This window comes from Pseudomonas sp. HP_01 (assembly GCF_055284355.1).
Window position 1 is genome coordinate 1 of record NZ_JBTOPV010000032.1, and the last position, 24,045, is coordinate 24,045.

The window sequence follows — 24,045 nt, forward strand, 5'->3', positions numbered from 1 at the left end:
GCGCGTGCCCGCGAAGGCGCTGGGTCAGTTCATCGATTCGTCACAGGGACGATGCTTTCGCGGGCAAGCGCGCTCCTACAATGATCTCGGCACCCGGCACGATCTCTGGCGTGCGCAAAATCCGGAGCCGGCGATGCAGCGGCTCCGCCAGAATCGGCAGCTATCCACGGTTGTTAAACCCCTCAACTCAACAATATCCCCCGCGCCATGCCCGTGGCGGCGATGACGATGATGACCATCAGTAACGCCTCCATGTGGCTGATCCGTGCGAAACGGCGCGAAAGGGTTGTATCAATGGGCAGGTTCTTCTTGAATGCGATGCGCCATTTGATGAGCGCGAACATCGGCACCACTTCCAGCGCGAGAATGGCCACGAACGCCGCCATTTTCAGGTGAAACAGTGGCTGATGCAGGTAGTAATACGAGCCTTTTTCCAGCCCGCCGAACGCCCGAAACGCCCCGGTGATCAGCAGAATCCCCGCGGAGACGCCCCAGATATTGTCGACCACGAACACATCCCTGAACGATCGCGGATCATCCGTGCGCAACCGCCGCAATGCCCGTCCCCTCGCCAGCACCGCCGCTATCGCAAAACCGAACGCCAGCAGGTGCAACGCAGCCAGTACCCATTTGATGAGCATGTTTCAACTCCCCCGAGCGATGTGCAAACCAAGCGTCACCAGACAAGCGTAGCGGGTCACTGGCGTTACGCCTTGATCGATCAAGCGCCGCGAGAAAAATAATGCCCGGGGCGTTGCTCATCATTTCTGCGAGTGCTTGCCCTCGCGGTGCGGATGAACAAAATCAAAGTAGAACGCCGACACGCCAAAGAGCGCTATCACCGAAAGAATTATCAAACCGATCACCGAGTTATCCATTACGCTCATCCAGCAAGTCGCCCGAAGGCCGAGCGCCTATTCATTCCCTTTGCCGGTTCAACTGCAATCAGTACGACGGGATCTTTACGCGAACAGTGCTCCACCTGACGCCATTTATATAAGCGCCTGCGCCTGCGGATCTTCTTGTGGATAAAGAACAACCGCCGCGCGAAGTTTGTCACCGCCAAAACAACTCATGCCAGCGAACTCTTTATGACTGACCGGCATGTATTGGCAATCCATGGCCTGACGCTGTTGGCTGTGATCGATATCGGGGTCGTGCAAGTACACGAAATCGTCATCGCACCCCGTGACCAGCACCCAGTGCGGTGCCTTGGAGCGGGTCAGCCGATAGCTGCTGATCAGCACCAGCGCCAGACCGTTGTCCTGTTGCAGTTGCCAGAGATTGAGCGGCGCACTGCCCAGTTGACGGACCGCGCTGCCAGCCAGTTCGCGGCTGAACTCCTCGTGCACCAGACGCATGACTTCACGCTTTTCTTCGCTGCGCACGCCGGCGAGAAACAACGGCCCGCGCACCGACACCTGCAGGCCGACCTCGAACCCCCGGCGCAATGCGGCCAGCGCCAAACCTTGTGGGCTGCAACCGCCATGGCCCGAGGTCATGAACACCGTGGTCGCCTCGCGCCAGATCTGCAACTCCTCGTGGCGCTGCATGGCGCGCGGCGGTTGCAAGGCTTTCATGGCCATCAGCAGGCACGCCGGACCGCAGCTGAAGTCCAGCGTTTGCGGGTAGTACGGCACGTGGCGGGCGACGCCGATGGCGTGTTCGCGGATGCGTTTTTCGTAGCGCAGTGCCGGTGCGTGGTCTTCGTAGTAGTCGTCGATGCGGTCGAACAGCCGATAGCCGTTGCGCTCGTACAGGCGAATCGCCGGAGCGTTGTCCGGCCGGACTTCAAGGCGCAGATAGGCACACTCACGCTCAAGGGCATGCTGTTCAGCCTTGGCCAGCAGTTGCTGCCCGAGACCCTGGCCCCGGGCATCGTCGCTGATCGCCAGGGAGTAAAGGCGGCCCAGCGACGTGCCGTGATGAAACAGCACCAGCGCGTATCCGGCCAGGCGTTGTTCAGGCTGATCAGTCAGCGCCACGATCAATCGCGCGTTGGCCCGCGTGACCATCCAGTGAAAGCTGCGGGCATTCAGGCGGTCAGATTCGAAGCATTGGTTTTCCAGCACCAACAGTTCATCCACATCGGCAGGCTGGGCGAGGCGATATATAAAGTTCATGTCCGACACCGTAAAGAGTGAGTAACGAAACGGGACATTTCTACAAAGCCATGTTTTATAGAAAGGACTGTTTCCCGAAGGATCAACTCATGAATGCGGTGCCGGTGAAGACCGACGAAGTATCAGCACAACCTCAGCGTTCGGCAACTTTTAATGTCAATCCGCTGAAACCTGTTTCAACCCGAAGCCAACTGTTGATTGTCGTGGAGCGGCTGGAAGACTGGTCGTCTTACTTGCCCAGCGAACACTTGATCAGCGCCCAGGACTATCTGGAGAACCCGCCCCAGAACACTGCCGGGCAGCGGGTGCAAGTGATCAACCTGTGCCGCAGTTACCGCTACCTCGGCCACGGTTATTACTGCTCGCTGTTGGCCGAAGCCCGGGGGCACCATGTGATTCCGTCGGTGAAGACCATCAGCGAGCTGACCCGCAAATCCCTTTACGGCCTGGCCCTGGATGACCTCGACAAGCGCCTCGAACATGCGCTGCGGGACCATCCGTATGACGAAACCGAGGGCTTCACCCTGAGCCTGTATTTCGGTCAGACCGATCTCGCGCCGTTGCAGGATCTGGCCCGTCAGCTATTCGAAGCGTTTCCTGCGCCGATCCTGCTGGTGGAGTTTCGCAAGCGCGACAACTGGCACATCGTCGGCATCAAAACCGGCGCCTTGACCCGCCTGCGTGATCATCAGCAGGACCAGTTCGCTCAGTCCCTGGACAGCTTCAGTCGCAAGATCTGGCGCCAGCCCCGTTCCCCTCGCACCTATCGCTACGACCTGGCGATTCTGCATGACCCGCAGGAAGCGTTGCCGCCGTCGAACCGCAAGGCGCTGGACAACTTCATCCGCGTCGGCCAGCAACTGGGCGTGGACGTTGAGCTGATCGAGAAAAAGGATTACTCGCGGCTGGCCGAATACGACGCGCTGCTGATCCGCGAGACCACCAGCGTCGACAACCACACCTACCGCTTCGCCAAGAAGGCCGAGAGCGAAGGGCTGGTGGTGATGGATGATCCGGCGTCGATCCTGCGCTGCACCAACAAGGTCTACCTGACCGACCTGCTCAAGAGCCACAAGCTGGGCATGCCGGCCACGGAAATCCTCTACAAGGAGCGACCGGATGATTTGGAGCACGTCGCGGCACGACTGGGCTTCCCGCTGGTGCTGAAGATCCCCGACGGCTGCTTCTCCAAAGGCGTGATCAAAGTGCAGGACGCGCAGCAATTGCAGGAGGCGGCTCGGGAGCTGTTCGAACATTCAGTGCTGCTGCTGGCCCAGGAATACCTCTACACCGAATACGACTGGCGCATCGGCGTGCTCAACCGCAAACCGGTGTTCGCCTGCCAGTACTTCATGTCCAAGGGGCATTGGCAGATTTACAACCACAAGGCTATCGATGCGGAGATCAACGGCGAGTGCCGTACCCTCGCAGTTCATGATGCGCCGCGGGCGGTGGTGGATCTGGCGGTGAAGACTGCCAACCTGATTGGCGACGGGCTGTACGGCGTCGACTTGAAGCAGTCCGGCGATCGCGTGGTGGTGATCGAAGTCAACGACAACCCGAACCTCGACGCCGGTATTGAAGACGCCTGGCTGCAGGACGATCTGTACGCGCTGGTGCTGGAGGAGTTCATTCGCCGGCTCGACATCAAACGTCGCGGTCTGGCGGGTTAGGGCGGTGGTCAAGGGTCACCGCCTGGAGGCGGGCCGGTTACGGGAATGCGCCGAAGCCGACGCGAGTGTGCTGTGGTTCAGCGATCCGGACGCAGCGGAGAAGACCCTGCTGCTGGAGCGCTTCAATCTGGACGACCACGCCCTGGCCTCGGCGCTCGACCCGGACGAGGTGTCGCGGATCGAGTTTCATCCGGACGCGCTGTTCATGATCTGGAAGCGCCCGGAGAACTATTCGGGCAAAGACACCTTTTCCTTTGACGTGTCGTCGTTCGGGGTCCTGCTCAGCCCCCGCCACATGGTGCTGATCTGCGCCGACAGCAAGCAGATCAGCGATCTGGGACAGCACCGGCCGATGCACACGCTGATGGACGTGTTGCTGGAGGTGCTGTTCCACAACATCCATCATTATCTCGGTCACCTCAAAGTGATCAAGATGATTGCCCGGGAACTGCAGCAGCAATTCAATGCCTCGATGGACAGCCGCCATCTGGTGCAGATGTTCAACCTGAGCGAAAGCCTGGTCTATTACATCAACGCCATCGACAGCAACGGCTCGGTCCTGACCCGCCTGCGCAATCACGCCCACAAGCATCAGTTTTCCGGCGACAGTCTGGCGCTGATCGAAGACATGATCATCGAGAACGAGCAGTGCCATAAACAGGCGAACATCTATTCCACCGTGTTCGCCAGCCTGATGGACGCGCGGGGCAATCTGGTGAACAACAACACCAATACCCTGCTGCGCAAGCTGACGTTGATCAACGTGGTGTTCTTGCCGCTGAACCTGCTGGCGGGGATTGGCGGGATGTCGGAATACAGCATGATGACCACGCCCATCCCGTGGTGGATCAGCTACCCGGCGTTGCTGGTCGGCATGGCCGGGTTGGGCGTGGGGATGGTGGTGATCCTCAAGCGTATGGCGCGGGCGAGTCAGTGATCGGTGGGAGCCCGGCGGGTTCCCACTGAACGTGGCGGGAGGTGTTATTCCGACGCCTGCAAACCCTTCTGCCTCATCACCTGATTCTTTTCTTTCTTGTACTGCAGGGCGACTTCCGGCGCGGGGCCGCTCTTGCCCGTTTCCATCCACAAGCGCATGCGGCTGGCATCGGCGAAGTGGGTGTATTTGCCGAAGGCGTCGAGAATGACCACGGACACCGGACGATTGGCCATGCTGGTCAACAGCACCAGACAGTGGCCGGCCTGGTTGGTGAAGCCGGTCTTGGTCAGCTTGATGTCCCAGTTGGATTTACGCACCAGATGGTCGGTGTTGCTAAAGCCGAGGATGTAGTTCGGCTTGCGGAAGGTCACGGTTTTCTCTGGGGTGGTGCTCAGCTCGCGCAGCATCGGGTAGTTGCGTGCGGCGAGGGCCAGCTTGGTCAGGTCACGCGCCGTGGAAACGTTGTAGACCGACAGTCCGGTGGGCTCCATGTACACGGTGTGGTTCATGCCCAGGGCCTTGGCCTTGGCGTTCATCGCCTTGATGAACGCCGGGTAACCGCCCGGGTAACTGTGGGCCAGACTCGCCGCTGCGCGGTTTTCCGATGACATCAGGGTGATCAGCATCATGTCGTGGCGGTTCAGCTCACTGCCCAGCTTGACCCGGGAGAACACGCCTTTCATTTCGGCGGTCTGCGAGATATCGACCTTGATCATCTCGTCCATGGGCAGCTTGGCGTCGAGGGTGACCATCGCGGTCATCAGTTTGGTGACCGAGGCGATCGGCACGACGATGTCGGGGTTACTGGCGTACAGCACTTGACCGGTTTGCAGGTCGGTAATCATGGCGCTGCCGGAAGCCAGATGCAGATTGGACGGATCACGATTGAACCCGGCCGATTCTTTGGCCAGTGCGAGGGTGGAAAGTGCGCAGCCTGTAAGTGCAAATAATAGACCGATGACGGTTGGGCGAATTTTCAAGAGCAACGCTCACTTAATGATGGAAATAGCGTGGAACGTCGGACTTTCTTCAAGGACGACAACAAGTTCGGCGCATTTTAGGAGCAAGTTTCTGAAGTTGTCGATGGGGTGGCACGGGGTTTCGCCAATAAACCGCTGTTGTATGGCTCAGGTTCAGGTAGCGGATCCAAAAACCCTGTATTTAAAAGGGTCGAATTGCTGTTTGTGGGCCGCCTGACGAACAGGGCCGCGCATCGAAACCGGATTCGTAAGCAAAAAAAAGCCCGCGTCATTAATGAGGCGGGCTAAAGGGGTGTGCGGAGCAACGCACAATTCACGAGGAAAGAGCGAACAGGGTTTCAGCTGTTGAGCGGGCGGCATTCAAGTTGCTGCGATAGCGCTTGGGCGGCCGGCAGTGAAGGCAAAGGACCGCTGACGGGTTCGCCGTCGTGCATCAAGTACCAGCACGCCAACAGACCGCGCTCGCGAAGCTGGGCGGGTACTGCGCTGCCGACAACCGACATGATTTGAACCTTGGTCATAAGTGCCTCCATCAATCCATGGCGCCACTTTACGGCCCGATCAGTGGATGCAGAAATCAACGCGCTCGATAGTCGTCATTGATGCGCGGGTAGGGACGGTGGTGGGCAGCGTGGCTGAACCGCGCCTGAGTCCGGTATAAGGCCCGGAAACAAAAACCCCGCCGGGGAAGGCGGGGTCATTATTGGGTGAGGGCTGACGCGCATGATCGGCAGCCCTGCCTGAGGAAACCGCTGTTACCAGCGACCGCCACCGTGGTAGTAGCCGGGTGGTGGGCCGTAATAACGCGGTGGACCGTAATAGCGTGGCGGGCCGTAATAGCGCTGCTCATACACGACCGGACGTTCAACGACATACGCCGGCTGGTAATAAACCGGCGGTGGCGGCGGTGGCGCGTAATAAACAGGTGCCGGGGCCGCGTATACGGGAGCCGGCGATACATACGTCGGACCGGACGCTACGGCCGCGCCGACCACACCGCCAACGACCGCACCGATCACGGCTGCTCCACCCCAGCCCGGGCCGCCGCCATGGGCTTCAGCCTGGCCTGCGAGGGCGAGGGCGCCTAACAACAGGGCAACTTTGGGGATCTGACGAATCATGACTGTTCCTCGGTGTTCAGTCCCGTTGTCGCGAGCCTGCGTTACGCTCAGGCACTGCCACGGGATAACTTCTCAGACAACGGTTTCGGAAATATCTGCGAGGCCGCTGCGTAAATTTTGTGTAAGGTATTCGACAACTTTAATGACAACGGCTGTGCCGGTTCTGGGCGAGCGATGGGATTCTACGCCTTTCCCCAGGCGTCTTCTAATACCACTCGGGAGATTTCATGTTGGTCACTGCCAGTAAGGAAACGCTGTTGTGCATGTCACTGGCCGGACGTCCGGGCAACTTCGGCGTGCGCTTCCATAACCACCTCTATCAACAGTTGGGCCTGAACTTCTATTACAAGACTTTCTCGCCGAACGACCTGCCCGCGGCCATCGCCGGCATGCGTTCATTGGGCATTCGCGGGTGCGGCGTGTCCATGCCTTTTAAAGAAGCCTCTATTGAGCTGGTCGATGAGCTGGATGCGTCCGCCGCCGCCATTCAATCCATCAACACCATCGTCAATACCGATAGCCACTTGAAAGCGTACAACACCGATTACATCGCCATCGCCCAACTGGTCGACACCCATCAGGTCCCGCGCACCCGCTTCGCCCTGCGCGGCAGCGGTGGTATGGCCAAGGCGGTCGCCTGTGCCCTGCGCGACGCCGGTTTTACAGATGGGCTGATCGTGGCGCGCAATGAACAGGCGGGCAGGGCGCTTGCCCGGACGTGCGGCTTTGCGTGGCAGGCCGAACTGGGCAGTGAACGCCCGCCGCTGCTGGTGAACGTCACCCCGTTGGGGATGGCAGGCGATCAGGCCGGGGCGCTGGCCTTTGACGTGTCCGCCATCGAGCAGGCCGACACCGCGTTTGACGTCGTCGCCACGCCTGCACGCACGCCGTTCATTGTCGAGGCCGAGCGCCTCGGCAAGCGCTTGATCACCGGTGACCAGGTCGCGGCGATACAGGCGCTGGAGCAGTTCATCCTTTACACCGGCGTGACCCCAAGCGAGGAGCAATATCAGGCAGCGGCGGCGTTTGCGCGCGGCTGATGCGTCTGCCGCTTACCCAATGGCAAGCCGTCTTCGCGGGCAAGCGCGCTCCTACAATGGATCTCGGCAGCGATCCTGGTCTTCGGCGGACGCAAAACCTGTAGGAGTGACCGGGGTGGCGTTCCAACTTGCTCGCGAAGGGGTTGTGTCAGTCGACATCTCCACGTCTGACATGCCGTCTTCGCGGGCAAGCGCGCTCCTACAATGGATCTCGGCAGCGGTCATGGTGTTGGGCGGACGCAAAAACCTGTAGGAGTGACCGGGGTGGCGTTCCACCTTGCTCGCGAAGAAGGTCGTCCATTACACGCATCTGTGCGTGGCAAAATGCGATCGCGAGCAAGCTCACTCCTACAATGGATCTCCGCAGTGATCATGGTGTTGGGCGGACGCAAAAACCTGTAGGAGTGACCGGGGTGGCGTTCCACCTTGCTCGCGAAGAAGGTCGTCCATTACACGCATCTGTGCGTGGCAAAATGCGATCGCGAGCAAGCTCACTCCTACGATGGATCTCGGCAGCGATCATGGTCTTTGGCGGACGCAAAACCTGTAGGAGTGACCGGGGTGGCGTTCCACCTTGCCCGCGAACGCGTTGTGTCAGTCGACACTTTCAATTCTGACACGCCGTCTTCGCGGGCAAGCGCGCTCCTACAATGGATCTCGGCAGCGATCATGGTCTTGGGCGAACGCAAAACCTGTAGGAGCGCTTGCCCGAGAACGCGTTGTGTCAGTGCCAGCTTGTCAGGCCGCCTTCAACCCTCTAGATTCGCCAGCCGTTCTTCGAGGATGGCGATGCGTGCTTCAAGGGCCTCGACCCGTTCGGCCAGCGCTGAATGCCCCGCGCTGCCTGAACTGCTGCGCTCGGTCGGATGCGCGCGCGCGGCGAGAAGTGTCTCCATGTCAGCCGGATCACCCAGCGCATGCATATACCGATCTTCTCGCTGGCCCGCCTGTTTCGGGATCAACACCGCCAGCCCGCGCCCGATCAGCCGGTCAAGCTGATGCACCACCGCGTCGGCGTCTTCGAAGTCGTGCATGCGGTTGATGCGGGTCAGCAGCTCGTTGATGGTCTGCGGTCCGCGCAGCAACAGCAGGCCGGTCAGGATGAGTTGCGCCGGCACCAGCTCCAGTGTCTTGTCGACGCGGTGTTCCCAGCGGTCCGCCCGGCTGCCCATGACCAGACGCGTCAGTTGCAGGCTTTCCAGCGCGCGCAGGCTCTGACCGACCTGGCCCGGCGTCAGGTTCATCACCGGTTCGCGACTGGTCTTCTGGTTACACGCCAGCACCAGCGCGTTGAGGGTCAGGGGGTAGGTTTCGGGATGGGTTGCCTGCTTCTCTATCAGGCAGCCCAGAATGCGCACTTCGGTGCTGCTCAGCTGCAGCGTATCCGCGGCTTCAACGGTGTTTTCGGAATCCAGCTCGTCAGACATGACCCATTCCCCAAGCGTTGAAAAGGCTATGAGGGTAGGGGCTGGATGAGGTAAAAGACAAGCCGCGTTCGCGTTCGTCTCCGTGCGACTCATTCCCCCAGGAACTGCCATGACCCTTTCTCTTTACGCCGCTTCGATTCCTGTCTTCAAGCAAATGCTCACCGCCCTCAGCGCCGTTCTGGCCAAAGGCGAAGCCCACGCCACCGCCAAAAACATTCAGCCCGATGCCCTGCTGCAGGCGCGTCTGTTCCCCGACATGTTCCCGCTGGTGCGTCAGGTGCAGATCGCCGTTGATTTCGCCAAAGGTGCCGGCGCACGACTGGCAGGCCTTGAGCCGCCGAAGTACGAAGACACCGAAACCACCTTCGCCGACCTGCAAGCGCTGCTGATCAAAGTGCTGGCGTTCCTCGACACAATCAAGGCCGAGCAGGTCGATGGCAACGAAGCGCGCGAGATCGTGCTGCGCCCTGGCACCGAAAAGGAAAAGCGTCTGAACACCCAGACCTACCTGCTGCATTACTCGCTGCCGCAGTTTTTCTTCCACGTCACCACGGCGTATGACCTGCTGCGCCACAATGGCGTGGAAGTGGGCAAGCGCGACTACATGGGCGCTTACTGACAGACCTCGCTGCCCGTCTCAGCGCGGGCAGCGACATGTGTTTCGTCCGGCGCCTGGCCCCCAAGCGCCCGGCGCTGTTACCCTCCGCATCCTGATTCACGCCACATCTGATCGGCCGCTCCGCAAGGACTGGTCGTTTTGTCGTTCTGGAGATTTCATGTTTTTCCCCATCTACCTGCTGTCAGCTGCGGGCTTTACCGTGCTGACCACAGAGTTCGTCATCGTCGGCCTGTTGCCCGCCATCGCCCGCGACCTGGCTGTCACCATCCCTCAGGCCGGCTTGCTGGTCACGCTGTTCGCCTTCACCGTGGCCTGCTTCGGCCCGTTCCTGACGGCGTATTTTTCGCGCTTCGAGCGCAAGCGCCTGTTCATTTCGGTGCTGATCATGTTTGGCGTCTCCAACGTCGTTGCAGCGCTGGCGCCCAACATCTGGGTGATGGCCGCCGCGCGGCTGATCCCGGCGCTCGGGCTGCCGGTGTTCTGGGCCCTGGCCAGCGAAACCGCCGTGGACATCGTCGGCCCGGACCATGCTGGCCGCGCGATCGCCAAGATCGGCTTCGGCATCGTCTGCGCCACAGTGTTCGGCATCCCCGTCGGCACACTGATCTCGGACGCCATCGGCTGGCGGAGTGCCTTTGCCTTCCTTGCGGTGATGGCGTTCGCCAAGGCGTTGCTGCTGTTCATTTACCTGCCCCGCAGCGTGCACAAGGACCAAGCCTCTTTCCGCAGCCAGTTTCGGATTCTGCGCAGCCCGTTGATGCAGGGCCACGTGCTGCTGTCGGTGCTGGTCTTCAGCGGCATGTTCACCGCGTACACCTACCTGGCCGACATGCTGGAGCGGCTGGCCGGATTCAACGGCACGGTGGTCGGCTGGTGCCTGATGGGCTTTGGTGCGGTAGGCCTGCTGGGTAACTCTCTTGGCGGGCGGCTGGTGGACCGCCATCCGTTGATCGCCAGCCTGACCTTCTGCACCTTCATGATCGGCGGCATGGTCATGGTGGTGCCGAGCATGCATTCGCTGCCTGCGCTGGCCCTGGCGCTAGCCGTGTGGGGCGCGACCCAGGCGGCGCTGTTTCTGGTCAGCCATGTCCGGCTGATGAAAGCCGCGCCACAGGCCCCGGCCTTTGCCGCCTCGCTGAACATCGCCGGTGCCAATCTGGGCATCGGCATTGGCGCGATCATCGGCGGACGGGTGATCGATCATCTTGGCCTTGGCAGCCTGGGCTTCGCGGCGGCCGGCATCATCCTGCTGTCGATCCTGCTGGCCTTGTTGCTGATGACCGTCCGCCCAAACCCTGCAACCTGTGACGCCTAGTCCGGGAACAACTGGTGGCGTGCGCCTTCGGTGATCGCAACGATGCCGGGGTGCCTGACCTTGCGCTCGACCGAGATCGCGTAGAACGACTCGGTCACGGCGTCGGTGTGGCCGATCAATTCGACGTCGTATTGCTCGATCACTTCATCGGCGATGACGCTCGGCGCAATGAAAATTCCGCTGCCTGATTTGCCAAAGGCCTTCATCAGGGCGCTGTCGTCGAATTCGCCGACGATTTTCGGCTGGATATTCTGCTCGGCGAACCAGCGCATCAGCCGGCTGCGCACTACCGTCTGCTGGCCGGGAACCAGCAGCGGCGCGCCATGCATGCCGTGGGGGAAGTTCTCGCCGTACAGATCGGCGAGGGCGCGGGTGGCAAAAAAACTCACGCCGCATTCGCCGAGCTTCTGGCTGTAGCCTTTAATGTCCAGATGAGAGGGCATCGGGCTGTCGGAAATCACCAGGTCCAGGCGCTGAATGGCAAGGTCCGCCAGCAGGCGTTCGAGCTGGTCTTCGCGGCAACTGATGCGTACCAGCTCGTTGAGCGCCATGCTTGGCGCGATGAGCCGATAGACAATGGATTTGGGCACGACATCGGCGACGCCGACGCGAAAAAGGATTTGCTGCTCGTCCGGCTGCGCCCGCAGAACCGCTTCGAGCTCGCCACCTAGCTGAAACATCTGTTCGGCGTAGGGCAAGGCGACGCGTCCGGTTTCGGTCAGCTCCAGTTGACGGCCCACGCGCTTGAACAACTCGACGCCGTAGGTCTGCTCCAGCAGGCTGATTTGCCCACTGATGGTCTGGGGCGTCAGGTTCAGCTGCTCGCAGGCGCGGACGATACTGCCGGTTTTGGCCACGACCCAGAAATAGTGCAGCTGTCGGTAATTGAGCATGGTCGTCGTCACTTCGGGAAAACCGAAGTATACGCCTGAAAAATACGAATTTTACTGAAGTGTTTCCGTCCCTAGAATGCCGCCCTATCCCCTGAACTGATACTGGACACTCGTTATATGGAATACCTTCTGGAACTGGCTGCAAGCCCAACGGCGTGGATCGCCCTGGCGACACTGGTCGTCATGGAAATCGTGCTCGGTATCGACAACCTTATCTTCATCTCGATTCTTACCAACAAGCTGCCGGTGCATCAGCGCACCAAGGCGCGCCGGATCGGTATCAGCATGGCGTTGATCCTGCGTCTGGGCCTGCTGACCACCGTGGCGTGGATTGTTCAGCTGACTGCGCCGGTGGTCGAAGTGTTCGGCCAGACGTTCTCCTGGAAGGACATGATCCTGATTGCCGGTGGCTTGTTCCTGGTCTGGAAGGCCACCACCGAGATCCACCACAGTGTCGACATCAAGAGCGAAGCCGAGAAAGCCGCTTCCAGCACCGTCACCCTGGGCATGGCTGCAGCGATCGGTCAGATTCTGATGCTCGACCTGGTGTTCTCCATCGACAGTATCGTCACCGCCGTTGGCATGACCGAGCACTTGCCGATCATGGTCATCGCCGTAGTGGCCGCCGTGGTCGTGATGCTGGTGGCGTCGGAGCCTCTCGCCAAGTTCATCAACGACAACCCGACCGTGGTCATGCTGGCGCTGGGCTTCCTGATCATGATCGGCATGACGCTGATCGCTGAAGGCTTCGGCGCCCACGTACCGAAAGGCTATGTGTACACCGCCATGGCGTTCTCGGCGCTGATTGAAGTGCTGAACATGCTGGTTCGCCGGTCCCGCCAGCGTCGTCTGGAAGCCGAGGCGCAGGGCCAGAAGGTCTGACGCCGAGGTGAGCTCCGCCTGACTATCAAGGGCGGAGCAGGAAGGAAGAAGCGGTAAATAGCGAGGCAATAAAAAACGGTCGGGAATGGAAAGCCATTACCGACCGTTTTCGTTTGTACTGTGATCCATCAGTACACGGCAGTATCAGTGCGCCGTGACATGACGGATTTTGCGTTGTGCACGCTCTACGGATTTCGCGGCTTCGGTTTCCCGATAATGCGGATGATGGCGACGCGAGATGCGCATCACCCCCCACAACATGGCAGCCGCAACGGCCAGCCAGGCACCGATCAACATCACAATGGTCATTCCGAGGCTCATGGCTTCCTCCGGCTCTTCTCTTCGTCTCTTGGTAATCGACAGTCTAGCTTCCCTGTTGTTGCTAAAAATTGACCGATGGTAGGAATTGCATGACCGATTCGTTCTATCCGCTCGCGTTGACAGCGCTTCGGGCTATACCGCAACCGGTGGCGGCTCTATCATCCGCGCTTCGGCCGGATCTCGGCATCCGTCTCCATCAGTCAAAAGAGTGAAGAATGTGCGGGCATTGACGCGATTGGATAGCGTTGCGGGTCGACGCAAATGGCTGGCCCTTGCTGCCGTGCTGGTCTTGGCAGGCTGCTCGAATGCCCACAATTGGAAGCCCGGCTACCCGCCGATGTACAAGACGCTGCCCGACCGGGTGGAAATCAACGCGGTGCCGTCGTTCCGGGGCAAGGATTACCAGAGCGCGCCCTTCGCGCTGGCCAGCATGCTGACCGTGCATGGCGTACAGACCACGCCGGGGTTGCTGGAAAAACCGCTGAAACTGCCGGGCGCCGAAGACCGGCTCGACCGCAGCATGCTGGACCTGGCTCGGGAATACGGCTTTGTGGTGTACCCCGTCGACCATGGTCTGCCTGATCTGCTGGCCCAGGTGTCGGCGGGGTATCCGGTCCTGGTACGGTTTTCGGACGGCTCCCTGATGTGGAAAGGGCAGCGCTACGGCGTGCTGGTCGGGTTTGATCAGAACAAGCGCACAGTGCTGATCTATACCGGGCCGGGGCGAGTGACGACGAGCTTCGATTCGTTTACTTCGGACTGGAACGACGCCGGCAACTGGGCCGTGCTGATTCAGAGCCCGCGCCAGGTGCCGGTGCCGGTGGACCGTGAGCGCTGGCTGAAGGCCGCCAATGATCTGGCCCAGGCCGGGCAGGAACAGGCGGCGGGTGAGGCGGTCAAGGCGCTGAACAATCCGGCTTCCCGCTCAGAAAAATGAGTGGTGATTCCGGGCTGGTTGCAAAACCTGTAGGAACCGGCTCGCTGGCGAACGCGGTGGGTCAGTCGCCCCTTTAGCGCCTGATCGATGGCATTCGCGGGCAAGCGCGCTCCTACAATGGGACGGACATCCGAGCCCGGGAGACTTACCGGCGTGGTCCGTCAGAACCCCAGCTTGTCCCGCAGGCTGTAATACCAGGCACCCAATGCCGTCAGCGGCGTGCGCAAGAGTTGCCCGCCGGGGAACGGGTAGTGGGGCAGGCCGGCGAAGGCGTCGAATCGTTCTGCCTGTCCGCGCAAGGCTTCGGCCAGCACTTTGCCGGCCAGATGGGTGTAGGTCACCCCGTGGCCGCTGCATCCCTGGGAGTAGTAGATGTTATCGCCCAGCCGGCCGACTTGCGGCAACCGCGACAAGGTCAGCAGGAAGTTGCCGGTCCAGGCGTAATCGATCTTCACGTCTTTCAGTTGCGGAAACGCCTTGAGCATCTTAGGCCGGATGATGGCTTCGATATTTGCCGGGTCGCGCGCGCCGTACACCACGCCGCCGCCGAAGATCAGACGCTTGTCGCCGGAAAGCCGGTAGTAATCCAGCAGGTAGTTGCAATCCTCGACGCAGTAATCCTGGGGCAGCAGTGTGCTCGCCAGTTCCTCGCTCAGCGGCTCGGTGGTAATGACCTGAGTGCCGCAGGGCATCGACTTGGCCGCCAGTTCCGGGACCAGATTGCCCAGATAGGCGTTGCCCGCGACGATGACGAACTTCGCCCGAACCTTGCCCTCGGCGGTGTGCACCACCGGGCTGGCGCCGCGATCAATGCGCGTTGCCGCCGACTGTTCGTAAATGACTCCACCCAGCGACTCGACCGCCGCCGCTTCGCCCAGCGCCAGGTTCAGCGGGTGGATATGACCGCCGCTCATGTCGAGCAGGCCGCCAATGTATTGGTCGCATGCCACCACTTCACGGATGCGGCGCTGGTCCATCAGCTCCAGCTGCGTGTGCCCGTAGCGTTCCCAGAGACGTTTTTGCGATTCCAGATGGCCCATCTGCTTGGGCGTGATCGCGGCGAAAACGCCGCCATCTTTCAGGTCGCACTGGATCTGGTATTTGGCGACGCGGTCCCGGATGATCTGCGCGCCCTCGAAAGCCATGTGCCCGAGCAGTTGCGCTTCCTTCGGTCCGACCGTCTTTTCGATGGTGTCGATGTCGCGGCTGTAACTGTTGACGATTTGCCCGCCGTTACGGCCCGAGGCGCCGAAACCGACTTTTGCGGCTTCCAGCACGGTGACCTTGAAGCCGTGTTCCAGGAGAAACAGCGCGCTGGAGAGTCCGGTGTAACCTGCGCCGACGATGACCACGTCGGTCTCGACGTCCCCTTGCAGCCGAGGCCGAACCGGAACGGGGTTGGCGGAAGCGGCGTAGTAGGAATGTGGGTATGGCGTGTTCGTCATCCTGTAACCCCTGTTTTATATTTTTTACGAATGGGCGGATCCTACCTGAGATGAAATTTGGCGGCCAGCCGCCGTGGGAGGTTTGCCGCCTGGTAAAGGCGTTTGCTGCCGAGGCATAGGCACATTGACTCAACCCGGTTCATGAGCGCCGGCGCAAATAGCTCGCACATTCATAGGCTTAGGGATGAATCGAAGTTGACAGCGTTTCGAATCTCGGTAGAATGCCGCCCCACAGCAGGCACGTAGCTCAGTTGGTTAGAGCACCACCTTGACATGGTGGGGGTCGTTGGTTCGAGTCCAATCGCGCCTACCAAACAAATCCGCTCTGCTGGGCGGTAAAGAAAAAGGGTGGCCCGCAAGGGTCACCCTTTTTTTGTGCTCGAACCTGAATCATCCGGGCCGTGTGGTCGTTCCGCGGTTCTGTCACTCGCCCTTGGCGCGAGTAATGCGGCCCGCCCTGATCTCGTCCACATAGGCGCGCAGCCGATCAGCGTCCTTGTACTGCTGATTCATCAAGTGCAACACCGCAACCACATCCACATCGTTGACACGTTCGGCCAAGCGGCTGATTTCGCCGGCAGTGCTTTCCAGATTGGCCGCAATGCTGCTCAGGTCACGCTTGAGTTCCAGCGCTGATTTTTTCATGCCCACGGTGCCGCTCTCCACTGTTGATGACGCCCGGGCCCGCGACTCTGTTTCGAGCGCGGCGGCGACGCACTATATCAAAGCACGCCGGTCATCCACGACAACCAGGCACGAAAAGGGCGCTGTTCAAGCGCCCTCTGCTGTCTCAAGTGCGTGGGTGGCTATCAGCCGCCTGCGCCCCCGGCACTCGACGAACCCGAGCCTTTGCTGCCGCCGCCGGTGGTGGTATCCCCACCGGGCAGGTCAGCATCGTTCTTGTTGCCCGTGCCATTGCTCATCGACGTGCCGCCGCCAATGCTGATGCCTTTCTTGGTTTGCGTGTCCACCTCGGACCCTTGGCGGGCCGGGTCGCTGCCCTGTACGCGTGGGTCGATACCGGTTTGCGAGGGTGGCGGACCCATGTCAGGCGACGTGGCGCCAGCCAGCGCGGCAAGGGAGGTGCAGGACAGCGCGCAGCCCAGCGTTATTGCAGCAAGTGATCTGTTCATCAGGTGATCTCCGTGTCGTAATTCCTTGTGGTAATTGGGCATCGGATGTTTGTCCGAAGTGCCATCACGGCGACAGGCGGCATATCGGGCGGGCAAGGCTGACAGGCTGTCGCTGATTCGAGCGAGTAGGGGCTGACTATCCGCACGCAGGTCACGGTGTTAAGCGCCCGAATCTGGCGGAGCAACTGTCGCCCCCGCGGTCAATCCGCCCGTGTCGATGTGCCGGGGAAATAATTTGCATATTCATAGGCTTACTGGGCGAAAAAGACGTTGACAGCTATTTGAATATCCGTAGAATGCCGACCCACAGCAGGCACGTAGCTCAGTTGGTTAGAGCACCACCTTGACATGGTGGGGGTCGTTGGTTCGAGTCCAATCGCGCCTACCAAACAAAATCCGCTCTGCTGGGCGGTGACAAAAAAGGGCGAATCGAAAGATTCGCCCTTTTTTATTGCCTGAATGTTCACCTCAGGCCAGCCTTCCTCAGGTCAGCCATAGCCCCTATGGCCGGACGTCTCAACCCGATTTCAGCCCCGTGAGCCATCGCAGACCGCGAAATAAATCCGGTTTTTTTCCCGCTACCGTCTGGACCTTTTCCCATGATGCGCGATCATCAGTGCATGGAAATCCAGAGGAGGTGTGTATGTTTAGCCGGTCGTTGACCCTTGCCGTTTTGTTCGCCGTATCGAGCCCGTTGCTGGCTGCCGACGGTGATGGCCCACTTTCCCAGGAGCGCGGCAAGACTCGTCCACTGATCGTCATCGCGTCGAGTTCGGTGGACGCGACGCTGGTGGGCCTGAAGAAAAACCTGGACGAGCCTGCCAACAAGGAGGGATTCGCCAAGCGCGACATGGTCCTCTACACCATCATCAATACGGTCGGGCAGCGTAACGGCAAAGACCTCGACGCCCAGACCACCATGGCACTGGTCCGGGAGCTCAAGCTTGGCGCCCAGGCGGGTGGGCAGGCTCAGGTGATCCTGGTGGGCAAAGACGGTGAGAAGAAAATGACCCACAACGGTCCCATCGATCCGAAGGACATTTTCAGCACCATCGACCAGATGCCGATGGCCGAGAAGGAAGCGGCCGCCGCTGCGCCACCGGCTCCGGTCGCTGAACCGAAGAACACGACGCCGTCGGGTAAACCGGGCAAGCCCGGCAAGGCTGCCCCCGCCGCACCGCCTGCCGGGCTGGACGATTAACCGCCCTGACGGCTTACCCATGGGGCTCGCTTGATGTTGCTGGTAACATCGCTCCTTTTTCAACGGAAAGGGTTTTTGATGAATGGGACTGGGGTGAAACATTGGGCGGGCGCTGTGGCACTGATCATGCTGGCGGGTGGGTTAACGGGCTGCATGAGCTTGAACCAGACACGCTCGGCCGGGCCGGCGCAGGTTTATACCAGTCAGAAACCTGCGGTCGCCGTTGCCGAGTGCATCAAGGTGACGTGGGCCAACGTCCAGCTGTTCGGTGATGTAGCGGACGTGTTCATGGCGAAAGGCGATCCTGGCGCTTTCACGGTCTACACCACCGAAGGCGATTACTTCGCCGATGTAGCGGGCAAGGCGGGCATGACCAAGGTCAATTTCTACGCCAAGCCCGGCGCCAAGGTGGTTGAGCAGCGTGGCGCGGTGCTCGCGACCTGCCTCTGATTCAATCCTGCATTCACTGACCTGCGCTGCCCACCCAAGCTCCGCGCAGGTTTTAAACGCTGCAAGGTCTTCACCTCGGCCGGTCCACCGCGGCTGTTTTACATCGGCGGTGTCACGCCATTTTCCCCGGCAGAAATCGACAGCGCGGTCAGTGTGTTGTCCGAGCCCTTCTGCGCTTGCAGCACCACCTTCACGCCGGGCTTGAGCAAGCTGCGATCGCCTGGCACCAGGTTGACGATCGGCACGTCATCAGGAATGACGATCTTCTTCTGCCCGCCCTTGTAATTCACGGTGATGGTGCGGCCATTACTGGCAACCAGATCGCCGACCGATCCGTTGGTCATCGTGCTGTCCGGCGTCAGGTCAAAGGCGCGATGGCCATCCCCTGTGCCCGCCATTGCCGGCGGGAACACATGCACCTCCAGCGCCTTCAACGAACCGTCCGGCAGCGGCACCGCTGCGGAGCCGATGTAGCTGCCCGGTTTGATTTCCGACACCTGCGCCAGGGTGACGCCGCGAATCTGGGTGTCAGGGGTCAGCACAACCTTCAGGTCCTCTCCGCGGTTGCTGTGAATGTTCAGCGCATCGCCTTCGACGGCAGTAATTGCACCGCGAACGCGGGTGGGTTTGCCGTCTTCGGCGTGGGCTGGCAGCGCTGCCGACAGCAGCGCGCTGAGCAATCCGGAGATGAGAAGGGAGCGGCGGAGGGTTTGGGTTCTGGACGTCTTCATTGGCAGCGCGAATCCTGTGATGGGATGAGCACCGATCATAGCGGCAGTGTTCGAGCAGGTGCATGACATTGCCGTCAGCAAGCGCGGTTAGATGCTGGAGGCGTACACCTGCGCGAGTAGATTCTCGGTCGCCCGGTGTGGCGAGGGTGGCGGGCAGAGCGGGTAAGCAGGGGGGCAGCCGGGCTGTGCGCATGTTGTCGAACGACGTCGCGCAGCCCGGCGAAGGAGCTTACTGCTGAAGCGAAATGGACGTGCTCGCCAGCTTCGGCTGGTTGTACAGGCTGACCAGTACTTCATCCAGCACCGAAGACGCTCCCCACGGACGCGGGTCGTTGAGGATCGCCACCACCACCCAGGTGTTGCCGTTGCTGTCGCGGCTGAATCCGGAGATCGCCCGAACGGTGTTCAACGTGCCGGTCTTGATGTGCGCTTCACCGCGCAGGGCGGTACGTTTCAGGCGTTTGCGCATGGTGCCGTCCATCCCTGCCAGCGGCAGCGAACTCATGAATTCGGCTTGAAACGGACTGTTCCACGCGGCCTGGAGCATCTGTGCCATTTCGCGAGCACTGACGCGTTCGGCGCGGGACAGGCCTGAACCGTTCTCCATTACCAGATGCGTCGCGATGATGCCTTTCTTGGCCAGCCATTGGCGCACGACACGCTGTGCGGCCTTCGCGTCGTCACCGTCGGCTTCGTTACGGAATTCAGCACCCAGACTCAGGAACAGTTGCTGGGCCATGGTGTTGTTACTGAATTTATTGATGTCGCGGATGATTTCCGCCAGGTCCGGCGAAAAGGCCTTGGCCAGCAGTTTGGCGCTGCCCGGCGTCACGTCCAGACGGTCTTTGCCGAGAATGGTCCCGCCCAGTTCCTGCCAGATGGCGCGCACCGCACCGGCGGTGTAGGTCGGGTGGTCGAGCAGCGACAGATACGTCTGGGAATTACAGCCGTCGCCCAACTGACCGGACACCGTAACGGTGATGCCGCCATCGGCTGCCGGCACCGGGTTGTACAGCACGTCGCCGGTGCACTTGCTTGACGACAGGGCCTTGACCTGATTGTTGATGTGGATGGCAGCGATGGGCGGCTCCACTGAAACCAGAATCCGCCCGCCGTCGTTGCGAGTGACGAAACGCAGGGCCTTGAGGTTGACCATCAAAGAGTCGGGACGCACCAGAAACGGCTTGTTCTTGTCGTTGCCGTCGTCATCGAACACCGGCAGTTGCGGCTGCACGAAATGGCTGCGATCGAGCACCAGATCACCGGTCACCTGCTGCACGCCGTTGGCCCGCAGATCGCGCATCAGCAGCCACAGGCGTTCCATGTTCAGCTTCGGATCGCCGCCGCCCTTGAGGTACAGGTTGCCGCGCAGAACGCCATTGCTGAGGGTGCCGTCGGTGTAGAACTCGGTTTTCCACTGGTGGGTCGGGCCGAGCATTTCCAGGGCGGCGTAGGTGGTCACCAGCTTCATGGTCGAGGCTGGATTGACCGACACATCGGCGTTGAAAACAGTCGGGGTGCCGGGCCCGCTGACCGGCAGCATCACCAGCGACAGCGCATCGTTTTGCAGCTTGCTGGCTTTGAGTGCTTCCTGAACCTTGGGGGGCAGGGCGGTATTGATGGGAGCGGCGGCGATGGCGAACGAGACAGGCAAAAGCAGGGTGGCGATAAACAGCGGACGCAAAGACTTGATCATTCAATAAACCCTACTGCAGCAAACAACGGAGATGAAGAGGGGGTGAATTCCCTCGCACTGTGAACGAACCGCCAGAAAATGCCCGATGGCAGGGCGTGACACTGGCGTTTCGGTAAAGCGGCATTATGCCCCAAGCTTTCGTGACTTGCGCCGGGGTACTGCCGTCAAACGGCGCTATTTTTTGCGCTTGTCCATTCAAAGTCACGTTAAACCGTGAATTTCTCTGCAGTGCCGGGACTGGGGCTGACGCTCGGGCGTGCGATGGGAGATATCCGTTTGCGGTCTTCTGGCAAGCGAAAACAGGAATTCGAGGCACAAAAAAGCCATCCCGAGGGATGGCTTTTTCGTTATCAACTGACGGGAAGGCCCGCCAGATGATCAGACAGCCGCGTTGATCGGCTTTTCCGGATACCAGGCGTCCTGCAGAGGGCTGACTTCAACTTCAGTCAGCTCGCTGCGGCCTTTGAGCCATGCTTCGACGGCAGCGCGCTGTTCTTCGCTGACCGAACCACGGTTTGCCAGGCAGACCAGGCCGAAGTCGTCGCCGCCGACGTAGTCCAGACCGTTAGCGTCCATGGCCTCGATCAGAAAAGCGTCGAGGAAAGCATCAATGGCCTCGTCATCCAGGTCCTCTTTGAAGCCCAGCTTCAGTTCGAAGCCCAATTCCTGGAACTCGTCGACACAGAGTTTTTTGCGCAGACGACGGGAGCGGTTAGTGGCCATGAAGCGTTCCTCTTAAGTAATTTCGGGGCGCAGTCTATCAGTTTCGTTGGCTACTTGGGATAAAGGGGGCGAATCGCCTGCTTTAACTCGCAGTGTTGCCCCCGCCAACAGCGCGCCGAAAAGAAAGTCGCGAAGTCGAAATGCCCGATTCCTCAGCGCTTACGCATCATCAACAGCGCAACCACAATCGCCAGGGCAGCTATCGCGGTAGCGATCCAGCCGAGCGACCCCAGTCCGAAGTGGCCGATACCCAAGCCGCCAAAAATCGCACCCAGACCAATGCCAGCGTTAGCCGCCGAGATATTCATGGTCGCCGCCAACGCCTGGGCCTTGGCACCGGCCTGCATCACACGCACCTGACAGACCGGGAACAGTGCGGTGTACGCAACGCCCCACAGCACCAGCGCGGCGATCAGCCAGATGTGGTCGGTGGCCAATGGAATGGCGGCGGCCATGCCGATACTCAGAATCACCAGGAACAGTACCATCGCGCCCAGCGGGCTGCGATCGACCAACTTTCCGCCCCATTGGTTGCCGATCATGCCGACCGCGCCGAAGCCCATCAGCCACCAGCCGACCTGGTCGGTCGGAACGCCCGCCAGAGTCTGGAGGATATCGGCCAGGTAGGTGTAGGCCGTGAACATCGCGGTGAACGCGAGCACCGACAGCAATACGTGGGCGAGGAATCGTGGCTGCTTGAGGATGTCGGTCTGCTTCTCGCCGTGTTTGGCAGGCGAGGAGGGCAAAGTCGGCATACACAATTGCATCAGGATGGCGATGACCAGCGAGATGACGGCCAGCACCCAGAAGCTGCCGCGCCAGCCGAGGGTATCGGCGGCGACGGTGCCCAGCGGCACGCCGAATACCAGGGCGGCGGAAATGCCCAGGTAAACCCGCGACACGGCCTGACCCGATTTGCCGGGCGCTGCCAGTTGCCCGGCGGTTTCGCTGGCGGTGCCCCAGAACACGGGCAGGCCCAGCGCCGGAATGAAGCGCGCGAGGGCCATGACCCAGATGTTGGTGGACAGCGCCGCCAGCACGTTGGAGGCGGCAAACACCAGCAGGATGATGGTGAACAGCTTTTTGCGTTCCACGCCGGCGAGTTTTGCCGTCAGGAAAGGCCCGAACAGCATCACGGTAAAGGCGAACAGCGTCACCACCTGGCCAGCCACGGCGATGGATACACCCAGGTCCTTGGCCATGGCCGGAAGCAGTCCGACGATCAGGAATTCAGTGGTGACGATGATGAATGCAGCGATCGCCATGATCAGGATCTGTATCCCTGATCGAGAGGTGGCATCCGGCGCGGACGCCGTTGCGGAATGTGAGGGTTGCATGCAAGAAGCTCCAAAGGTCGATGCGATAGCCTATTGGAGATCTGTGTTCTCATCCGCGACATAAATGACTTACTATCGCGAACTAATTTCAGTAATGGTGTTCCCCCCGTGTTCTCATCCGAGCGTCTCAAAGGCATTGACGTATTCGTGGCAGTGGCCGATTTCGGCAGCTTCGCCAATGCGGCATTGAAGCTGAACCTCACAGCTTCGGCGGTCAGTAAAAGCATCGCCCGCCTGGAGCAGCGTTTGGGCCAGCGCCTGTTCAACCGCACAACTCGCCGGTTGTCCCTTACCGAAGCCGGTGTGAAGTTCTACGCCACCTGCAGCGGCGTGCTGGCTGATCTCGAAGAAGCCGAGCTGGCGCTTGCGTCAGAGCGCCATGAACCCCATGGCCGAGTGCGGATTGATCTGCCCGCGTCCTATGGGCGTCTTCATGTGTTGCCGCTGATTCTCAATTTCGTCAGGGAATACCCGCTGCTGCAGCCGCATATTTCGTTCTCCGACCGGTTTATCGATCCGGTGCATGAAGGCATCGATATCGTGGTCAGGATCGGTGGTCGCGACGCGTGGGCGGCGGGGCTGGGGCATCGTTTCATCGGCGCTCAGCGCCTGGTGTTCTGTGCCGCGCCAAGTTATATCGCCGAGCACGGTCGGCCGGAGACGGACGCGGATCTTGAACATCATCATTGCATCGCTTACGGCCAGTCCGACGGGCAGGTCGGGCCCTGGTATTTTCGCGGGCGTGTGCCGGGTGATCAGGAGCGGCGGGTCATTCATCCGCGCATTGCCGTCGGCGACGGCGAGGGCGAAGTATCGGCCACGCTGGCCGGGCATGGCATCGCCCAGTTGCCGACCTGGCTGGTGCAAACCCACCTCAACGAAGGTCGGCTGGTGGAAGTGCTGCCGGAGCTTGCGACCGATGGACTGCCGATGAATCTGGTCTGGCTGAAAACCCGAGAGGCGCTGCCGAAGGTGAGTATTCTGCTCAAGTACCTGAGCGAGCATCTGGCGCCATACGGCAGCGTCGATTCTGCTGCCGGGCCGGCCTGATCGGGAGGCCC

The 24,045-nt window shown here is 60.6% G+C and carries 25 protein-coding genes and 2 tRNA genes; 12 read left to right on the forward strand and 15 right to left on the reverse strand.

The genetic code is table 11. The features are described 5' to 3' along the window. Positions 1 to 182: 182 nt before the first annotated feature. Complete coding sequence (locus tag ACYAR8_RS17020) at positions 183 to 641, reverse strand: DUF2214 family protein (RefSeq protein WP_074887208.1); 459 nt, start codon at positions 639 to 641, stop codon at positions 183 to 185. Positions 642 to 992: 351 nt separating this feature from the next. Beyond that, positions 993 to 2,123, reverse strand: coding sequence for a peptidase C39 family protein (locus ACYAR8_RS17025; protein ID WP_463580494.1), 1,131 nt, complete (start codon positions 2,121 to 2,123; stop codon positions 993 to 995). A gap of 89 nt (positions 2,124 to 2,212) precedes the next feature. Here ACYAR8_RS17025 and ACYAR8_RS17030 point away from each other — a divergent pair, with 89 nt between their 5' ends. Further along, positions 2,213 to 3,796 carry a RimK family protein gene (locus ACYAR8_RS17030; protein WP_463580495.1) on the forward strand — a complete coding sequence of 528 codons (1,584 nt, stop codon included), beginning with the start codon at positions 2,213 to 2,215 and terminating at the stop codon, positions 3,794 to 3,796. A 4-nt stretch (positions 3,797 to 3,800) separates the two neighbouring features. Next, positions 3,801 to 4,733, forward strand: coding sequence for a magnesium transporter CorA family protein (locus ACYAR8_RS17035; RefSeq protein ID WP_074887218.1), 933 nt, complete (start codon positions 3,801 to 3,803; stop codon positions 4,731 to 4,733). 44 nt (positions 4,734 to 4,777) lie between these two features. On the opposite strand, the gene pbpG is transcribed toward ACYAR8_RS17035, so the two are convergent. The 3 genes from pbpG to ACYAR8_RS17050 all read right to left on the reverse strand — a co-directional run bounded on the left by pbpG (position 4,778) and on the right by ACYAR8_RS17050 (position 6,834). After that, positions 4,778 to 5,719, reverse strand: a complete 942-nt coding sequence (gene pbpG / locus ACYAR8_RS17040; protein WP_108120101.1) for a D-alanyl-D-alanine endopeptidase — start codon at positions 5,717 to 5,719, stop codon at positions 4,778 to 4,780. A gap of 332 nt (positions 5,720 to 6,051) precedes the next feature. Further along, the gene (locus ACYAR8_RS17045; protein WP_463580496.1) at positions 6,052 to 6,234 is read right to left on the reverse strand and encodes a hypothetical protein; all 183 of its coding nucleotides are present in this window, start codon (positions 6,232 to 6,234) and stop codon (positions 6,052 to 6,054) included. 234 nt (positions 6,235 to 6,468) lie between these two features. Then, on the reverse strand, positions 6,469 to 6,834 hold the full coding sequence (locus tag ACYAR8_RS17050) for a hypothetical protein (protein ID WP_074887226.1): 366 nt from the start codon (positions 6,832 to 6,834) through the stop codon (positions 6,469 to 6,471). 227 nt (positions 6,835 to 7,061) lie between these two features. On the opposite strand from ACYAR8_RS17050, the gene ACYAR8_RS17055 reads away from it, so the two are divergent. Next, positions 7,062 to 7,874: a shikimate 5-dehydrogenase gene (locus ACYAR8_RS17055; protein WP_463580497.1), complete on the forward strand. Its 813-nt coding sequence runs from the start codon at positions 7,062 to 7,064 to the stop codon at positions 7,872 to 7,874. Positions 7,875 to 8,623: 749 nt separating this feature from the next. Here ACYAR8_RS17055 and ACYAR8_RS17060 read toward each other — a convergent pair. Further along, positions 8,624 to 9,301 carry a YceH family protein gene (locus tag ACYAR8_RS17060; RefSeq protein ID WP_463580498.1) on the reverse strand — a complete coding sequence of 226 codons (678 nt, stop codon included), beginning with the start codon at positions 9,299 to 9,301 and terminating at the stop codon, positions 8,624 to 8,626. Positions 9,302 to 9,410: 109 nt separating this feature from the next. On the opposite strand from ACYAR8_RS17060, the gene ACYAR8_RS17065 reads away from it, so the two are divergent. Both ACYAR8_RS17065 and ACYAR8_RS17070 read left to right on the forward strand, forming a co-directional pair. Then, positions 9,411 to 9,920, forward strand: coding sequence for a DUF1993 domain-containing protein (locus tag ACYAR8_RS17065; RefSeq protein WP_463580499.1), 510 nt, complete (start codon positions 9,411 to 9,413; stop codon positions 9,918 to 9,920). A gap of 157 nt (positions 9,921 to 10,077) precedes the next feature. Next, entirely contained in the window at positions 10,078 to 11,235 is a 1,158-nt protein-coding gene (locus tag ACYAR8_RS17070; protein ID WP_463580500.1) for an MFS transporter, read from the forward strand. On the opposite strand, the gene nhaR is transcribed toward ACYAR8_RS17070, so the two are convergent. Further along, positions 11,232 to 12,128, reverse strand: a complete 897-nt coding sequence (nhaR, locus tag ACYAR8_RS17075; protein WP_463580501.1) for a transcriptional activator NhaR — start codon at positions 12,126 to 12,128, stop codon at positions 11,232 to 11,234. The genes ACYAR8_RS17070 and nhaR overlap by 4 nt on opposite strands. A gap of 117 nt (positions 12,129 to 12,245) precedes the next feature. Here nhaR and ACYAR8_RS17080 point away from each other — a divergent pair, with 117 nt between their 5' ends. After that, on the forward strand, positions 12,246 to 13,010 hold the full coding sequence (locus ACYAR8_RS17080) for a TerC family protein (RefSeq protein WP_074887242.1): 765 nt from the start codon (positions 12,246 to 12,248) through the stop codon (positions 13,008 to 13,010). A gap of 144 nt (positions 13,011 to 13,154) precedes the next feature. On the opposite strand, the gene ACYAR8_RS17085 is transcribed toward ACYAR8_RS17080, so the two are convergent. Next, positions 13,155 to 13,331: a hypothetical protein gene (locus ACYAR8_RS17085; RefSeq protein WP_175514151.1), complete on the reverse strand. Its 177-nt coding sequence runs from the start codon at positions 13,329 to 13,331 to the stop codon at positions 13,155 to 13,157. 217 nt (positions 13,332 to 13,548) lie between these two features. Here ACYAR8_RS17085 and ACYAR8_RS17090 point away from each other — a divergent pair, with 217 nt between their 5' ends. Then, a complete protein-coding gene (locus tag ACYAR8_RS17090; RefSeq protein ID WP_108120110.1) occupies positions 13,549 to 14,268 on the forward strand; it encodes a hypothetical protein in 720 nt (239 codons plus the stop codon). A gap of 161 nt (positions 14,269 to 14,429) precedes the next feature. Here the strand turns inward: ACYAR8_RS17090 and ACYAR8_RS17095 are convergent, their stop codons facing one another. Further along, positions 14,430 to 15,713, reverse strand: coding sequence for an NAD(P)/FAD-dependent oxidoreductase (locus ACYAR8_RS17095; protein WP_463580502.1), 1,284 nt, complete (start codon positions 15,711 to 15,713; stop codon positions 14,430 to 14,432). Between the two features lie 236 nt (positions 15,714 to 15,949). Between ACYAR8_RS17095 and ACYAR8_RS17100 the strand changes: the two genes are divergently transcribed. Continuing rightward, a tRNA-Val gene (locus tag ACYAR8_RS17100) sits at positions 15,950 to 16,026 on the forward strand. Between the two features lie 110 nt (positions 16,027 to 16,136). Here the strand turns inward: ACYAR8_RS17100 and ACYAR8_RS17105 are convergent. Together ACYAR8_RS17105 and ACYAR8_RS17110 are read right to left on the reverse strand one after the other, a co-directional pair. Continuing rightward, entirely contained in the window at positions 16,137 to 16,358 is a 222-nt protein-coding gene (locus ACYAR8_RS17105) for a hypothetical protein (RefSeq protein ID WP_245760036.1), read from the reverse strand. A gap of 164 nt (positions 16,359 to 16,522) precedes the next feature. Beyond that, positions 16,523 to 16,846 (reverse strand): hypothetical protein, encoded by a 324-nt coding sequence (locus ACYAR8_RS17110; protein ID WP_074887250.1) that lies wholly within the window; start codon positions 16,844 to 16,846, stop codon positions 16,523 to 16,525. Between the two features lie 311 nt (positions 16,847 to 17,157). On the opposite strand from ACYAR8_RS17110, the gene ACYAR8_RS17115 reads away from it, so the two are divergent. From ACYAR8_RS17115 to ACYAR8_RS17125, 3 genes are all read left to right on the forward strand, one after another. Next, positions 17,158 to 17,234, forward strand: a tRNA-Val gene (locus tag ACYAR8_RS17115). 255 nt (positions 17,235 to 17,489) lie between these two features. After that, positions 17,490 to 18,047 carry a DUF4174 domain-containing protein gene (locus tag ACYAR8_RS17120; RefSeq protein WP_074887253.1) on the forward strand — a complete coding sequence of 186 codons (558 nt, stop codon included), beginning with the start codon at positions 17,490 to 17,492 and terminating at the stop codon, positions 18,045 to 18,047. A gap of 153 nt (positions 18,048 to 18,200) precedes the next feature. Then, complete coding sequence (locus ACYAR8_RS17125) at positions 18,201 to 18,497, forward strand: 2-oxoacid ferredoxin oxidoreductase (RefSeq protein ID WP_463580503.1); 297 nt, start codon at positions 18,201 to 18,203, stop codon at positions 18,495 to 18,497. Between the two features lie 98 nt (positions 18,498 to 18,595). Here ACYAR8_RS17125 and ACYAR8_RS17130 read toward each other — a convergent pair whose 3' ends face one another. The 4 genes from ACYAR8_RS17130 to ACYAR8_RS17145 form a co-directional block, all read right to left on the reverse strand. Continuing rightward, complete coding sequence (locus tag ACYAR8_RS17130; RefSeq protein ID WP_074887257.1) at positions 18,596 to 19,228, reverse strand: DUF5666 domain-containing protein; 633 nt, start codon at positions 19,226 to 19,228, stop codon at positions 18,596 to 18,598. A gap of 229 nt (positions 19,229 to 19,457) precedes the next feature. Continuing rightward, on the reverse strand, positions 19,458 to 20,924 hold the full coding sequence (gene dacB / locus ACYAR8_RS17135) for a D-alanyl-D-alanine carboxypeptidase/D-alanyl-D-alanine endopeptidase (RefSeq protein ID WP_074887261.1): 1,467 nt from the start codon (positions 20,922 to 20,924) through the stop codon (positions 19,458 to 19,460). A gap of 378 nt (positions 20,925 to 21,302) precedes the next feature. Further along, entirely contained in the window at positions 21,303 to 21,647 is a 345-nt protein-coding gene (locus tag ACYAR8_RS17140; protein ID WP_074887265.1) for a YggL family protein, read from the reverse strand. A gap of 152 nt (positions 21,648 to 21,799) precedes the next feature. Continuing rightward, a complete protein-coding gene (locus ACYAR8_RS17145; protein ID WP_074887268.1) occupies positions 21,800 to 22,984 on the reverse strand; it encodes an MFS transporter in 1,185 nt (394 codons plus the stop codon). A gap of 108 nt (positions 22,985 to 23,092) precedes the next feature. Here ACYAR8_RS17145 and ACYAR8_RS17150 point away from each other — a divergent pair, with 108 nt between their 5' ends. Beyond that, on the forward strand, positions 23,093 to 24,034 hold the full coding sequence (locus ACYAR8_RS17150; RefSeq protein ID WP_074887516.1) for a LysR family transcriptional regulator: 942 nt from the start codon (positions 23,093 to 23,095) through the stop codon (positions 24,032 to 24,034). The last annotated feature ends 11 nt before the right edge of the window (positions 24,035 to 24,045 follow it).

What these genes read in the sequence shown, in the direction of transcription:
- ACYAR8_RS17030 (WP_463580495.1), top strand. Translation starts at nt 2,213, where the DNA reads ATGAATGCGGTGCCGGTGAAGACCGACGAAGTATCAGCACAACCTCAG.
- ACYAR8_RS17025 (WP_463580494.1), bottom strand. Translation starts at nt 2,123, where the DNA reads ATGAACTTTATATATCGCCTCGCCCAGCCTGCCGATGTGGATGAACTG.
- ACYAR8_RS17110 (WP_074887250.1), bottom strand. Translation starts at nt 16,846, where the DNA reads ATGAACAGATCACTTGCTGCAATAACGCTGGGCTGCGCGCTGTCCTGC.
- dacB (WP_074887261.1), bottom strand. Translation starts at nt 20,924, where the DNA reads ATGATCAAGTCTTTGCGTCCGCTGTTTATCGCCACCCTGCTTTTGCCT.
- ACYAR8_RS17095 (WP_463580502.1), bottom strand. Translation starts at nt 15,713, where the DNA reads ATGACGAACACGCCATACCCACATTCCTACTACGCCGCTTCCGCCAAC.
- ACYAR8_RS17060 (WP_463580498.1), bottom strand. Translation starts at nt 9,301, where the DNA reads ATGTCTGACGAGCTGGATTCCGAAAACACCGTTGAAGCCGCGGATACG.
- ACYAR8_RS17020 (WP_074887208.1), bottom strand. Translation starts at nt 641, where the DNA reads ATGCTCATCAAATGGGTACTGGCTGCGTTGCACCTGCTGGCGTTCGGT.
- nhaR (WP_463580501.1), bottom strand. Translation starts at nt 12,128, where the DNA reads ATGCTCAATTACCGACAGCTGCACTATTTCTGGGTCGTGGCCAAAACC.
- ACYAR8_RS17105 (WP_245760036.1), bottom strand. Translation starts at nt 16,358, where the DNA reads ATGAAAAAATCAGCGCTGGAACTCAAGCGTGACCTGAGCAGCATTGCG.
- ACYAR8_RS17070 (WP_463580500.1), top strand. Translation starts at nt 10,078, where the DNA reads ATGTTTTTCCCCATCTACCTGCTGTCAGCTGCGGGCTTTACCGTGCTG.
- ACYAR8_RS17050 (WP_074887226.1), bottom strand. Translation starts at nt 6,834, where the DNA reads ATGATTCGTCAGATCCCCAAAGTTGCCCTGTTGTTAGGCGCCCTCGCC.
- ACYAR8_RS17120 (WP_074887253.1), top strand. Translation starts at nt 17,490, where the DNA reads ATGTTTAGCCGGTCGTTGACCCTTGCCGTTTTGTTCGCCGTATCGAGC.
- ACYAR8_RS17055 (WP_463580497.1), top strand. Translation starts at nt 7,062, where the DNA reads ATGTTGGTCACTGCCAGTAAGGAAACGCTGTTGTGCATGTCACTGGCC.
- ACYAR8_RS17130 (WP_074887257.1), bottom strand. Translation starts at nt 19,228, where the DNA reads ATGAAGACGTCCAGAACCCAAACCCTCCGCCGCTCCCTTCTCATCTCC.
- ACYAR8_RS17080 (WP_074887242.1), top strand. Translation starts at nt 12,246, where the DNA reads ATGGAATACCTTCTGGAACTGGCTGCAAGCCCAACGGCGTGGATCGCC.
- ACYAR8_RS17125 (WP_463580503.1), top strand. Translation starts at nt 18,201, where the DNA reads ATGAGCTTGAACCAGACACGCTCGGCCGGGCCGGCGCAGGTTTATACC.
- ACYAR8_RS17045 (WP_463580496.1), bottom strand. Translation starts at nt 6,234, where the DNA reads ATGACCAAGGTTCAAATCATGTCGGTTGTCGGCAGCGCAGTACCCGCC.
- ACYAR8_RS17140 (WP_074887265.1), bottom strand. Translation starts at nt 21,647, where the DNA reads ATGGCCACTAACCGCTCCCGTCGTCTGCGCAAAAAACTCTGTGTCGAC.
- ACYAR8_RS17085 (WP_175514151.1), bottom strand. Translation starts at nt 13,331, where the DNA reads ATGAGCCTCGGAATGACCATTGTGATGTTGATCGGTGCCTGGCTGGCC.
- ACYAR8_RS17145 (WP_074887268.1), bottom strand. Translation starts at nt 22,984, where the DNA reads ATGCAACCCTCACATTCCGCAACGGCGTCCGCGCCGGATGCCACCTCT.
- ACYAR8_RS17065 (WP_463580499.1), top strand. Translation starts at nt 9,411, where the DNA reads ATGACCCTTTCTCTTTACGCCGCTTCGATTCCTGTCTTCAAGCAAATG.